The organism is Phaeodactylibacter xiamenensis, from assembly GCF_000759025.1.
GTDB lineage: Bacteria > Bacteroidota > Bacteroidia > Chitinophagales > Saprospiraceae > Phaeodactylibacter > Phaeodactylibacter xiamenensis.
On record NZ_JPOS01000083.1, the window covers coordinates 103,289 to 116,211 of the forward strand.

Annotated in this window: 11 protein-coding genes; 4 read left to right on the forward strand and 7 right to left on the reverse strand. The window is 47.1% G+C overall.

All coding sequences use genetic code 11. The features are described from left to right. Positions 1-36: 36 nt before the first annotated feature. The 7 genes from IX84_RS23320 to IX84_RS23350 all read right to left on the reverse strand — a co-directional run bounded on the left by IX84_RS23320 (position 37) and on the right by IX84_RS23350 (position 6,255). The gene (locus IX84_RS23320; protein ID WP_044226527.1) at positions 37-1,176 is read right to left on the reverse strand and encodes a cytochrome-c peroxidase; all 1,140 of its coding nucleotides are present in this window, start codon (positions 1,174-1,176) and stop codon (positions 37-39) included. Continuing rightward, positions 1,173-2,234 (reverse strand): cytochrome-c peroxidase, encoded by a 1,062-nt coding sequence (locus IX84_RS23325; RefSeq protein WP_063978296.1) that lies wholly within the window; start codon positions 2,232-2,234, stop codon positions 1,173-1,175. The genes IX84_RS23320 and IX84_RS23325 overlap by 4 nt, the downstream gene beginning before the upstream one ends. Beyond that, complete coding sequence (locus IX84_RS23330) at positions 2,235-3,014, reverse strand: MbnP family protein (protein WP_044226529.1); 780 nt, start codon at positions 3,012-3,014, stop codon at positions 2,235-2,237. Positions 3,015-3,086: 72 nt separating this feature from the next. After that, on the reverse strand, positions 3,087-3,950 hold the full coding sequence (locus IX84_RS23335; RefSeq protein ID WP_044226533.1) for an MbnP family protein: 864 nt from the start codon (positions 3,948-3,950) through the stop codon (positions 3,087-3,089). Next, entirely contained in the window at positions 3,937-4,749 is an 813-nt protein-coding gene (locus IX84_RS23340) for a 3'-5' exonuclease (protein ID WP_044226538.1), read from the reverse strand. Before IX84_RS23340 ends, IX84_RS23335 begins: the two co-directional genes overlap by 14 nt. A gap of 8 nt (positions 4,750-4,757) precedes the next feature. After that, positions 4,758-5,846, reverse strand: a complete 1,089-nt coding sequence (locus tag IX84_RS23345; RefSeq protein WP_044226540.1) for an FAD:protein FMN transferase — start codon at positions 5,844-5,846, stop codon at positions 4,758-4,760. A 10-nt stretch (positions 5,847-5,856) separates the two neighbouring features. Next, a complete protein-coding gene (locus IX84_RS23350; protein WP_044226543.1) occupies positions 5,857-6,255 on the reverse strand; it encodes a DoxX family protein in 399 nt (132 codons plus the stop codon). Positions 6,256-7,190: 935 nt separating this feature from the next. Here IX84_RS23350 and IX84_RS23355 point away from each other — a divergent pair. The 4 genes from IX84_RS23355 (at position 7,191) to IX84_RS23370 (ending at position 12,921) form a co-directional block, all read left to right on the forward strand. Next, positions 7,191-7,553 (forward strand): hypothetical protein, encoded by a 363-nt coding sequence (locus IX84_RS23355; RefSeq protein ID WP_044226545.1) that lies wholly within the window; start codon positions 7,191-7,193, stop codon positions 7,551-7,553. Between the two features lie 17 nt (positions 7,554-7,570). After that, positions 7,571-9,739 carry a T9SS type A sorting domain-containing protein gene (locus tag IX84_RS23360; RefSeq protein WP_044226548.1) on the forward strand — a complete coding sequence of 723 codons (2,169 nt, stop codon included), beginning with the start codon at positions 7,571-7,573 and terminating at the stop codon, positions 9,737-9,739. Beyond that, positions 9,736-10,443: a hypothetical protein gene (locus tag IX84_RS23365; RefSeq protein WP_044226551.1), complete on the forward strand. Its 708-nt coding sequence runs from the start codon at positions 9,736-9,738 to the stop codon at positions 10,441-10,443. Before IX84_RS23360 ends, IX84_RS23365 begins: the two co-directional genes overlap by 4 nt. A gap of 150 nt (positions 10,444-10,593) precedes the next feature. Further along, positions 10,594-12,921 carry a uroporphyrinogen decarboxylase/cobalamine-independent methonine synthase family protein gene (locus IX84_RS23370; RefSeq protein ID WP_044226554.1) on the forward strand — a complete coding sequence of 776 codons (2,328 nt, stop codon included), beginning with the start codon at positions 10,594-10,596 and terminating at the stop codon, positions 12,919-12,921. The last annotated feature ends 2 nt before the right edge of the window (positions 12,922-12,923 follow it).

Below are 12,923 nucleotides of genomic sequence, written 5' to 3' on the forward strand. Positions count from 1 at the left end.
TGGATCACCTAAGCATCCACCTCATGTTACCGTCACTCACTCCCCAAACGGATTACTAAACGCCGGATTATTTACAAAGCTTGTATCTGTCAGCATATTTAGAAAGGCGATCATGGCTTGCTTCTGTTCGTCGCTCAGGGCGAAGGGTTGGATGTTTGGGTCTTCATTGGCGATACCGTGCCCGCCAGCTGCGTAAGAGTCCAGTACCTCCTCAAGTGTGGCAAAGCGCCCATCGTGCATGTAGGGTGCGGTGAGGGCGATATTACGTAGGGTAGGCGCCCGGAACTTACCATTGTCGTAGATATTTCCAGTCACTTCTCCGAAGCCTTTGTCCGGGAAGCTTTCGAGGTCCTCCACATTAGAGATACCATTGTTGAAGAAGTTGTTTTCTGTAAAGAGGGAACTACCGTGGCAGTGCGAGCAGCCCGGGTGCTCCTGAGTAGGTAACGCTTGCTCTACAAAGAACAGGTCACGCCCCATTTGCTCTTCCTCGGTAGGCCAGCCCTGCTGTGCCCATACCACCTGATCAAAACGGGACTGATAGCTGACCATCGTCCGCTCAAACTGAGCAATGGCTTTTACGGCCAAATTCCGGTCAATTTCACTCGCATATTCAATACCAAAGGCTTCCCGGAATTTTGCCGGATAATCCGGGTGGTTCCGAAGTTTCTCTTCCACTACGTCCCAGGACTCGTCCATCTCCCGGTGGTCTTCGATAGGTACCAGGGCCTGTTCTTCCAGCGTGGCGGAACGGCCATCCCAGAAAAAGCCCCGTGGGTTGAAGGCGAGGTTCACCAAAGGCATAGAAGACCGTACGCCCAACTGACCGTCAATACCCGTGCTCACCGCTACGCCATCCGTAAAGCTCAACTCCTGAAAGTGACAGCTGCCACAGGAAATCGTGCTGTCTCGTGAAAGGATGGGATCATAAAACAGCATGCGGCCCAGTGCAATGCCCTCTTCTGTCATCGGGTTGTCCGGCGGAAGGATAGGATTGGGGAAATGATCGGGCAGATAGTCAAAGGAATAGTCCGTCGGGTTGTAATCCGCCAGTATCGGTTCTTCCTGCGGGCAGTTATCGCATACGGTAGGATCACCGGTGTTATCTTCCTGACAGGCACTGAAAAGGGTCAGGGTGAGCAGAGCAAGAAAAAGGGGTAGCGCAGGTATTTTCATTGTAGCAAAACTTTTTGATCGGACAATTTACGAACAAACGAAGTATCGGTAAGGGTTCCCAGAAAAGCGATTAAAGCCCGCTTGTCCTCGTCACTGAAATGTAATTTTCTGATTTTTGGGTCTACATTAAGCCCAGGGTGCCCTCCGCTGTTGTAGTGCTCAATGACTTCCTCAAGGGTGGCAAAGCCCCCATCGTGCATGTAGGGCGCCGTAAGGGTAATGTTACGCAGGCTGGGTACTCTGAAGCGGCCGTTGTCATATTTTACGCCCGTTACGGCACCCCGCCCGGCATCCGGATAATGATAAGGAGCCAGCTCCTGTTGCACACCATTATTCATATAGGTCTGATCGGTGAACAGAGGTGGCGTATGGCAATGGCCGCATTCGCCATCCGGCAGGTCTTCTGAAGAATCAAAAAAGATATGCTTGCCATGCAACTCCAAATCCGTGTAAGCTGCTTCCCCCCGCATCACGCTGTCGTACTTGCTTTCGCTGCTCATAAGGCTTCGCTGAAAATGGGCCAGGGCATGGACAACTGTCTGCTGTGCGATGCCTGTTCCAAACGCCTTCTCAAAGTAGCCCGGATAGTCCGGATGCGCTTCCAAACGGGACAACACCGTAGCCCAGTCGCTGCCCAGTTCATTGGGATTAATGACCGGATGCACGGCTTGTTCCTCAAGGGTGGGGGAGCGGCCATCCCAGAACAACCCTTCGGTTATCCAGGCCAGATTGACCAGGGACGGTGCATTGCGGATGCCTTCGCGGTTGTCAACGCCCACTGCGATCGCTTTGCCATCGGTGAAGGCTCGCTCCGGCAGGTGGCAGCTGCTACAGGAAAGGCTGAAATCTTTGGAAAGGACAGGATCGAAAAACAGCATTTGCCCCAGCGCCGCTTTTTCCGGGCTGTACGGGTTCGCTGCATCCTCCACCAACTGTACAAAGTGGGCTGGCCCCTGCAAAGGAGCCTCCCTCACTGAAGGAGCCGGATCAGTGGTACATTGAGGCAGACTGAACAACAGTAAAGCTGCCCCGATCATATGCCAGGGGCGTTTTGTCATTTACCGGGTTTCGAGGCGGACTGCATTCGGGAAATTCTCACCCATGAAAACAGCAGCCGGAGAAGTGGTGGAATGCGCAAACTGCCCTTCCCGGAAATCCCAGTACGTCCCGTCTCCTTTGATGAGAATTTTCTGAAGGTCGATATTTAGAGCGAGGGTCTTCGGCGTTCCTTTTTCCAGGTCAATTGCTCCGGTAAATTGGACCGTGCTGTAGTTGTTGTCACCCCCGACATGGTAGGTGAGCTTATCCTGGAACTGCCCATCGGCATCCAAATCTGCATTGCCTTCTACTTTGAAAAAGATATAGCTGGAGGCATCTTCCCAGTAGTTCTGAGACAGCGGGTGCGTCAGGTCGTAGTCAGGTGGAATAGTAGCATTAAGCACGGGAGAAACACCGAGCCCGATTTTTAACCCCGTGTAGTTGCGGACGGGCACTTCCATCTTAACAACTTCCACGCCTTCGGCGGCATCTTCGTCCGTGAAGACATTGCCAAAGCTGACCAACGCAACATCGGTCAGCAATTCTTCTTTTTCGACACCGTCTTCTTCGTAGACCAGCGCGATGTCAGAAAGGTAAGTCTGCAGCAGTTGCATCTGCAGCGCCATATTGTCTTCGTACTCATAGGTCCGCTCAAACATCACGAGCGGGTCGTCTCCGTAGGTGCCCGTAGCCAGGAGGGTAAGCTCTGTGGTGGCGGGTCCACCGTTGTCATCAGAGTTGCCACAGCCAGCCACAAAGACGGCAACGGCAAGCGCAAAAAGGGATAGTATTTGCTTCATAAATTCAGCTTCTAATTGATTTTAGCTGTAAACATAACAGGTTTACCACAAAAGCTGTTGTCCTTTTCAACGCTATTCCAGTACGATTTCCTGCAAAGAAAAGGCCTCTGCTGTATTGCCGACAATTATTTGCTGCAATTCGGCATTGGAATCTGTCGCTACATTGATGCCCGCCAGCCACTTGCTGTAATCGATCTGTATCACAACTTTGAGGTTGAAGCCGGGAATTTTCTCCCCACCTACGGGCAACTGCACCTGCTGAAGATTGGCAAAAGTGCCGATGCGGAGCTGCTCAGGGATGGTATCGGCCGCAGTGGTATCCCGGAAGAGCTCTATGAATTGGTACACATAACCCGAGTCCTGGTTGAAGTAGAGCAGGCTATCGGTCAGCCCAAGGGGGTGGCTAAGCGGGATGGAATCGGCAATGGCGACGTTGGCCTGCCCGTTCACCCCCACAAAAAACCGAAGGCTTTGCAGATCAGCGGCTTCCCGCAGGGTGCCCAGACTAATGCTGCTGCTGTTGCCTGCCCGGACGAAGCCGAAATTGTCAGGCACCATTTGCAGCACGACGTTGCCATTGTTGTCGAACAGGTATAGATCGAGCTCTTCTTCTATTTTAAGGTAGGCCCCATCCGTACGCTGCAGTTCGAAATCGGATATAAAAAATTCGAACGCATTCACCGAGAAGGGGTTGCCGGCTTCATCCAGATAGACGCTGTCGCGCAACCGGAAAGTATAAACCGTATCCGGCGTGCTGTAGACGTGGGTGAACTGCACTCTGATCTCCGGATATTCGCAATCCTCCGGCGCATTGTTGTCAGCCGCAAAATTGTAGTTAACGGCCTCCAGGTCAAGGCACCCGTCCTGAGGCTCGTAGCATCCGCTCCATAGCGTCAGGAGCAATATTATACCCGCAATAATTCTACTGATTCTCATATTCGCGTACCAATCTCTTCACAATTTGCTTCACCTGCGAGCTGAATTCCTTATTGAGGATCCAATTGAAGTATTGTTTGTCTTTGGACAGTGTCTCGCCGACCGGCTTGCCATTGTATTTACCGAAACTGAACACAATAGAGCCGTCAACATCATACTTCATTTTCTGCGTCGCGTCCACATAACGCAAATCATTGGTAAAATCGTGCACCACCTGCATATCGTTGGTCACCGGGGTAGGGGTGATGTTGCCATCGTCGTCTTCGTAGTCCACGCCTCTGTATTTTTCCAGCTGTCCTTTGAAGACATCGATAGTCGCGTAGACATCGGCGAGGGCGTCGTGGGCATTTTCCATCTCCTTGTTGCAGTAAAAGCGCACCGCAGCCTTAAGGTTACGGGGCTCCATTTTGTAGAAGATGCGCTGCACATCGATGGACCGGCGGTTGTCGATATTGAATTCGATCCCTACACGGTCGAACTCCTCCATCAGCATGGGAATGTCGAAGCGGTTGGAGTTGTAGCCCGCCAGGTCGGCATTGCCGATGAAGTTGTAAATCTCCTCCGCCACCTGCTGAAAGGTAGGCTTGTTGGCGACATCCTTTGGGGTGATCCCGTGGACTTCCATCGCTTCTTCACTGATCGGGATGCCCGGGTTGATGAGCATGCTCAGTTCCTGAGGCTCCCCTCCCTTTTTGGGGTATTTGACCATTGCGATTTGTATAATCCGGTCTCTGACCACGCTAAGCCCAGTGGCTTCTAAATCAAAAAAAATCAAGTCCCGGTCCAGATTGAAGTCCATAGTAATGGTTATTCGTCGTTTGATTGAAAAAGTTCTTTAAGCCCCTGCGTATAGGTCACGGCCATGCCGCCGTCCGGTAAGCCATAAATAAAATAGGCTTCAATGCCCGCCAGGGATTCTGCCATTGGCTTTGCTTTTTCAATGCCCATGGTCATGAAAGCGGTGGCGTAGGCATCGGCGGTCATACAGTCGTCTGCAAAAACGGAAGCGCTTAGCAGGGTATTGCGCTCCGGGTAGCCGGTTTTGGCGTTGATGGTGTGGCTGTATTTTTGCCCTTCCACCTCGTAGTAATTCCGGTAATTGCCGGAAGTGGCCAGCGCCCGGTCCTTCAGAGGCACGGTGGTCTGTATTTCATCCACTGCAGCGCCTTCTTTGGGCACGTTGATGCCGAGGTTCCAAATGTCCCCTCTGGGGCTTTTCCCTTTAGCCAGGGCTTCCCCCCCGATGTCCACCAGAAAATGTTGCACCCCCAGGCTGGAAAGCAGCTGCCCCACCAGGTCCACACCATAGCCTTTGGCTACCGCGCTAAAGTCCAGCTTAACACCAGGCAGTGCTTTGATCAGGAGATCGGTATCGTCAAAGCGCTGCAGTTCCACCTTATCCATGCCTACATACTGCAGCAGAGAATCGATCACAAGGCTGTCGACCCGGGCCACCTTCCGTTTTTCCGTGTAGCCGAAGCCCCAATAATTGACCAGGGGCATAACAGTGGCATCGAAGTAACCTTCCGTTTCGTGGTATACTTCAAGAGCTGCCTTGAAATTCCGGATAAAGTGGTCATTCGGGTAGGTATCTGCGGCACCGTCCACCGGATTGGTGTTCAGATTGAACAAGCTATCCGCCCGGTTGAACCGCGAAATCGTAGACTGCGGTATGTAGGTGGAAACCTCCAGGTTGAGCTGCCGCAGTATGGAGTCTATTTTCGGTTGCACCTCCTCAATGCCGGGATTATCAAAAGTAACCCGGTAGTAGGTCCCCATCGTTTCCCCTTCCAGGATTTGGTAATCGCTGGAAATGGCATTGCCGGAGGGGCTGCCGCAACCGCTGAGGAGTCCGGTCAAAAGCGCCAGGGTGACAAAATGCAGAAGCGTTTTCATGGTAACTTGGTTAAGCTGACTTTCTGATTTGAGCATCAATCGAATACCAACCGGGGCCTGCCAGTAAAATACAAACATAGGGCACCAAAAACAACAGCCCGCCTTCCATATCAGAATAGGGGTCGCCCCAATGCGCCACAAAGACCGCCACAAACATGGTAATGATCAGCGGTAGGGCCGCCAGCCGGGTGAATAGCCCCACGGCAAGCAACAGTGCGCAGAACAGTTCGGCAAAAACCGCCAGCCCAAGTGAAATTTCGGGCCCCAGGCCCAGGAAATCGAGGAACTTCACTTCTTCGCCCCCTGTAAGCCTTTGCAGCTTAGGCCAGCCGTGCGCATAGGCCATGCTGAGCCCAAACATAAGGCGGAGGAGCAATAGAACAACGTCGTGATACCGGGTGTGCGTCATAAACAGGTCAGGTTTGCGTTGGCGGCAAAGGTAGTCAAGCGAGGTTTAATAATGGAGTGTGGGCCGGGAAATTGCGCTGGGTTTCTTTTATTTGGTTTTTTTGCCTTTCGGAGCAGAGCAGTGTGGGCAGTAAACTTTAAACTATTCAAGTTGAGCGCAGACTAGTATTGGAATAATTATTATGGCACAATGTTTTTTTGAAAAAAACACTCAAAAATTTTGGAATCTCGCGGGGGGGGGGGTAAATTTACCATTGTTAGTAAACTATATAGAGTTACAGAAGCTTCTGTCTCCTGTATGCACAACGCATATTCGCGCAAGCGCTTAATCATCTATTGCACATTTTTATCTGGGGAACAAAATCGGTAAAGGGTATGGCTTCTGTCGTCAGCATGGTTTACTATGTCTGATAAATGTCTGCTCGTTCAATAAGAGATAGGATTACCTGTTCGCAGGTATAAAGCTTATCCTTTTGGCTGATGCATTTAGAAGCTGTCTTGATGGTTAGATTGGTTTGGAATAAAGCATCAATAGCGTGCCTCTGGGTACGATATTTGTTTGATCCGTTGATGCCCTACTTCGAACCTTTCTGCCAGGGCTTGGCCGTTCAAGTCTAAGATTAGGAGTTCTATGCCTGGAACCTTAACAATTGGGTTCTTGCATGTATAGACATGCACCAATGTTTTGGTTGTCAAATGGTGAATTAGATTAGCATTATTTGTGCGGCAATCCCGGCACAAAAATTAAGTATAAGGTTCAGAAACGGTCTTCCTTAAGGACTGAACTGTTAATGCGTCCCTGTATGCACAAGTTGGTGCATACCTGACATAATATTCGTTTTCACAGCTTCCGGCAAAGCGTACCGCTGGAAGGGTTAAATCCCTTTGCCCGGGTGTCAATTTCATGCTGATTCGGGCATTAAAACTTAGATTAAAATGCAAAAACATCGTGCTACTCCTTCCTGTACATTAACTACGGTATTTCCCGGTACGTTTTTCAGTAAGCGGCTGGGGCAACTGGTCCTGTTGGCTGCCCTGTTTATAGTGCCCTTCCTCACCTCCGCTCAAAGCTGGGATACGGTGCGGATGGTTGATTTTTCAAACCCTTCCTTTACAGATAGTCTTACCGGGGTTCAGGGGTTTGCTCAACAAGGCTTTGAAAAGGGAAACAATGGTGCTTCCGGAAGTTACAATGACCTTTGCGCGTTTACAAGCAGCTTTAGTGCTCAGGACCGTATGCGAATGCGCGTATCCCTGCTGTTATGTCCAATTACGGACAAGATTGAAACTAATTTTTAATCAAAAACGGTCATATTATGAAAATTGTAAATCAAGACTTCAAGCATTTGATCCTAATTGGATTGATTGCTTTGACAAGCATTTCGGAATCTTTTGGTCAAGTGATCACCAGAGTGTTATCTCCAGAGGACAAAATCGAGAACTATATTCCTTGGTATAGTCCGGATGAAGAGACTCCAGTTTCCAAAACACCCGTTGTAGATTTGGAAGCAGTATTGCAAGAAGATGTCCAAACTAATAGACAATTACCTAGAATAGGAATAAAGCAAGAGGTTCAATACAATACCACAGATGGGAAATTAATTCACGCAGGTAACTACACAATTTGGAAATGGAATTTAGCTAATGATAATGCCAAGTCGTTAAGATTTAAATTATGTATAAAAGACATTCCTAGTGATTTTGTTCTGTTCTATTTTAATGATGAGTACAATTTTTTAGCAGGTCCTATAAAGTCGAAGAATTTTAGAAATAATAGTTACGTTAGTGACTATATCCCTGGGAATCAAGTGTCAATAATTTTATTTTTGCCACACGAGCAAATTGAGGTCAAGGAAGATGACATTAGAGTAGATGACATTTACATAGGTCTTGAAACAACTTATGCTTTCGATTCCGCTTTTGGGACATCATTACCTTGCAACATCAATGTAGCATGCGACGAGGGCATTGGCTGGGATTATCAAATAAGTTCTGTATGTAAGATAATTACTGGAGATGGAGCTTGTACTGGATCATTAGTTAACAATGATTGTTGTGACCTTACTCCATATGTTTTAACCGCTGATCATTGTTTAAGAGATGTATTTGAAAACTTAAACGATTTGGGAAGTTATTCTTTTAGGTTTAATTATCAAAGTCCTCAATGTAACCCAAGCCAAGAACCGAACCCATCGCAATGGATTGTATTTAATGGTAGCCAATTTAGATCAAGTTGGGATGATACTGATTTTGGGCTACTAGAATTATTTGAAGATGGAATTGAAGGGTTATCATATTCGGGTTGGAATAGAGAAGTTAACCCTCCGACAAACGAAGTGACGTGCATCCATCATCCATCTGGAGATGTGAAGAAGATTGCGGTAAATTCTGATGGCGTTGGTATACAAGGAAACTTTTGGAATATTCAACAATTTGATGCAGGTTTAGTAGAACCGGGTTCTTCAGGTAGTCCTTTGTTTGATGAAAATCAATTAATTATTGGTGATCTGTCGGGCGGTGACAGGAATTTAGGATGTGATGGAGATCATGGTTTAGTAGATAATAATACATATGGGCAGTTAAGCATCTCTTGGAATGGAGGTGGAGCAGCAAATTCAAGACTGATAGACTGGTTAGGGGCATCAACAAATCCGAATACCATAGATTGCATGGAGCATCCTTTTATCGAAGGCCCAGAAGTTTTATGCACTGATCCTCAAACTTTTACCTTGATGAACAACATGCCTTGTGCCAAAACAGTCACTTGGCGAGTCGAACCAGCGAATTTATTTGCGTCACCGAGTAGTGGAAACGGAGTCACAGCTTCACTTTGGGGAAATAATACTTCTTCAGGGCCTGCAACTCTTATTTATACACTATCAGCCGAGGGATGTAACGATGCCGAAGTAGGGTACGATCTATTTGTTGGAAGGCCGTGCACTTTTGAATTACACTCATTTCCAACTGAAATATGTGTGGGCGAACAAGGGGAGACATTTTTAAACCTTTTTGAGGATTGCCTGGGTAATTATTCATCTATTGAATGGGATTTTTATGGAGCGATTTCAGGTTATGGGTACGATAACAAGGGAAGATATGCAGGCATAACAACAGGATATGGCTATGTCTGTGTTACGGTGACCAATGATTGTGGCTCAAAGGAGGTATGTGACCGAATTCTTGTTAAAGATTGTGGTGGTGGGTTTGGCTTTAGAAATTCCAGCTCAAAGTCAGGTGCAGCGGAATTTAAAGCGGATGTTTTTCCTAACCCAGCCAATGAGATTATTGAGGTAGCATGTTCGGGCTATGTACCTGGCACAAGAATAGCCGCCAGCCTGATTTCTACGGATGGAAAAGTGGTAAGAGAGCTTGAAGAATTCTCCCAAAACTTCAAAGTAGATATGGCTGATTTGCCATCCGGACTTTACGTTCTGCAATTGAATACAGATGGAGTGATTTATCACGAAAAAATAGTGAAGCTATGAAAAAGATAATGCTATCGCTCGGCGTCTTATTCCTTATCCAATCGGCATTTGGCCAAACAGCGTCCATTAGCAATTGGATATTAAGTGCAAATGTCGGAATAGAAGCACATGACAAAAGACTGTTCGACTATGCAAGGCCAGAAAGGGAAGCCTTATTGAGAATGCAGCCAGAGTTTTGGGGTACTTACCATTTGGGTTTTCACATTCAAAGAAAGTTATTTAACAAAGGGCGCTTAGCTGGAATGTTAGGTGTTGGGTTTACATTTGAAAAAGCCACATTTGACAGGCCCTTTAATCATTTGCATTTTGACGTAGATAATTTCTTAATTTTAAGACATCAGAATGATTACAAAAAATATAAAGTTCCTATATCTTATGGGTTGTTTTTTGAAATTAATGAACGGTGGTCTGTTAATGGAGCTTTTAGCGCTAATTTTTTATTCTTTAGAAGTATCGGCAGAGATAGTTATTCTGAGCCTACACCCTACAGAGAAGGTACTTTTGGATTTTGTGATATAAATGGCACTCTAGGTATTTTTTACAAATTAAATAATATCTTGATTGGTTTTAATATGAGAGCATTCAATTTTCAAAAAATCGATAAGATCATTTTCAATTCTCTTATCAAAGACCCCAGAACGGATCAAACATGGGAGTGGTATAATCCATTACGTTTTGACTTGACCGTAGGATACACCTGGTGAAGCATGGAATGAACTGGACATAACACGGCATAAAACGGCAAGTGGGGCTAAGCGCCCCACCTGCGTTTATGCAGACCGGCAGGTGTAACCTATCGGGTATCCATTAATGGGAAGGTGAACAGAACCGGGCAGGCGGTTAACTTTGGGTATGTGCCAACGTCGAACCCCCAACAAGTTACCTTCATATCGCAGGGTGTACCGCTTGCCGATATCCATTATGAAGACCCCGGCGCGGCAGTAGAAAGCGATACATTTTCGGTCACGGCTGATGGCAACTACTGGGTGGCTGCGGAGCATGGAGGTGCGAATCTCTCCGATGTATTTGCACGACTGGACAATTTCATGGTCGAAGCCCTGCAAGAAGCTCCAATGCCCAGTTTGTCTCTGACAGATAATGATGGCAACCCAATAACAAGTAGCATAGAGGCCGAGCCCGGCACCTCGTTCACGCTATGCCTGTCGCCAGACAGCGCGCCTGCTGAGGATATGGCGTTAGCGCTTAGTATTGATGGGGACGGCTCCCCGCACTTTAGTGGTTTCACCACTATGCCGCTGACCTTCCAGGCAGGCAGTACTGACGAGGTGTGCTTCGAGCTTTCGCCGGCCTCGGACACCACTGCCGGCACGTACACGTTCCAACTCACGGATGGAAATGGTGAGGAAGTGATGAGCTTTGGGGTGGGGGTGGAGCCGCCGTGTACTAGTGTAGCTGGGCCGGATTGGAATGTATGTGAAGGAGTAAGCGTACAATTGGGTACGGGCTGCCTGCCAGCGCCTCACCCGGTGGATGGCGTGGATTATTGTTATGCTTGGCTGTCTACAGATGGGCTGGATGACCCTGCATCTGCTATGCCTATTGCAACGCCTTCTGAAACGACTACCTACACCGTTTATGTGACTACTTCGGAGGGGGAGTTGATTGTGGAGGAGGAAGTGACGGTGACAATAAAGCCAGCACCTAATATCAATGTAACCCCGGCTAAATCCGTTCTATGTTCCGGTCAGATTACAACTCTTGAAGTGGCTCCTACAGCTGGTTATTCATATGAATGGTCAACTGGTGAAGAAACTGTTTCAATTGAAGTAAACAGCCCGGGGGACTACACTGTAACTGCTACAAACAGTAATCAGTGCCAAACTATTTCAACAGCCGAAGTACTCGATGCAGGGAGCGATGGTGAGGGAATAGCGAACTACCTCGAATCGATAGGTTTTTATCAATATCCGTCTTCTATACAGGTGACGGTAATGGGAGAAGAACAGTTGTCTGATGAAGATGTCCAATCAAGAAACCCTGTTAATGTTTGTGATGACATAGAATGTGGTTCTTCTACTGGAGTTTGTGTTAAGGATCATGCAAATTATGCCATAAGGATTGCGGGCGAATTAATGCCTGACTTGGAAAGCGAAGTAACGGATCACTTAAATTATTTCGCAAGCGAGTTTGGCTACAGCAATATCAAAGCATTTATCACTCGAAATGATGACATTTGCCTTTGCCCCGGAGGATACTTAGATCAAGTTTTCTCAGCCTTCAGTAGTTCGGAAGCAGCATTTTGGATCCATATTGTGGATGTCGAAAGCTCAGACCAGGATAAATTTTATCTAATGTCCAACATGCCGGGTGCAAGTGGTAACCTGCCTTCTTCTACAGCACACCGACAACGACTTGATCAAAGTATAATTAGAAATATTTCAGACCCATCTACCAGTGATTTTAATTCGAATGCGACTCAATCGCTGTATGGAGCTATGTTCCATTTGTTGAATAGTCACACATCAATTGAAGGAGAGGAGCCGGAGGAATCAAATCCCTGCGGAAATCCTTCGGCAATTGCTAATTACGTTACACCTTCTGGAGTGATCCTACAGTTAGACCAAGGAAGTATTCCCCGATTTAATCCTTCTACGAACTTCAAGTATAAGTTGCCCATAGGATCACTCACCGGTTTTTTAGATAACAATTTTTATTACTACACCGGAATGGTTAGGGATTACTTTGACCCAACAGCAGAAGATTATTTCCTTGGCTATTATTCAGATAGTCGTCGACCTGCCTATACTGCTGAAGTGATTCTTCCACAAACAAATCACGAGGTACTATTGGGGATTATTAGTTCACTATATCCGAGTACATCAGATGAGGAGCTAGCTAGTTGTCAACGGGTTATGGTTAGGCAAGTTAGATTGTCCCCTTTGGTAAACCCCAACAATGAAACAGGTGAAGGAACCCTGCTTGATGTACCTTTCTTTGATGCTTGGGTAGCCACAGATGTATTGGAAGATGAGCAAACCTTCGTAAGTGAATATTATATAAATTGTCCTCCTCAGCTATCTTTAGGTCAATTTTATTCTCCTTCAGAAGTTATTGTTCATAGAAACCCTCAAACAGGTGAGGTGGCTTACTACTTTCTGTATTGTAGTAAAGACCCTCAAACCGAATGTAACAGCCCCCTAAATACTCTGACAAAAGTCTAAAA

Bases quoted from the DNA above. Each gene is read 5' to 3' on its own strand.
- IX84_RS23340 (WP_044226538.1), bottom strand. From the start codon at position 4,749: ATGGACTTCAATCTGGACCGGGACTTGATTTTTTTTGATTTAGAAGCC.
- IX84_RS23335 (WP_044226533.1), bottom strand. From the start codon at position 3,950: ATGAGAATCAGTAGAATTATTGCGGGTATAATATTGCTCCTGACGCTA.
- IX84_RS23320 (WP_044226527.1), bottom strand. From the start codon at position 1,176: ATGAAAATACCTGCGCTACCCCTTTTTCTTGCTCTGCTCACCCTGACC.
- IX84_RS23345 (WP_044226540.1), bottom strand. From the start codon at position 5,846: ATGAAAACGCTTCTGCATTTTGTCACCCTGGCGCTTTTGACCGGACTC.
- IX84_RS23355 (WP_044226545.1), top strand. From the start codon at position 7,191: ATGCAAAAACATCGTGCTACTCCTTCCTGTACATTAACTACGGTATTT.
- IX84_RS23325 (WP_063978296.1), bottom strand. From the start codon at position 2,234: ATGACAAAACGCCCCTGGCATATGATCGGGGCAGCTTTACTGTTGTTC.
- IX84_RS23350 (WP_044226543.1), bottom strand. From the start codon at position 6,255: ATGACGCACACCCGGTATCACGACGTTGTTCTATTGCTCCTCCGCCTT.
- IX84_RS23360 (WP_044226548.1), top strand. From the start codon at position 7,571: ATGAAAATTGTAAATCAAGACTTCAAGCATTTGATCCTAATTGGATTG.
- IX84_RS23365 (WP_044226551.1), top strand. From the start codon at position 9,736: ATGAAAAAGATAATGCTATCGCTCGGCGTCTTATTCCTTATCCAATCG.
- IX84_RS23330 (WP_044226529.1), bottom strand. From the start codon at position 3,014: ATGAAGCAAATACTATCCCTTTTTGCGCTTGCCGTTGCCGTCTTTGTG.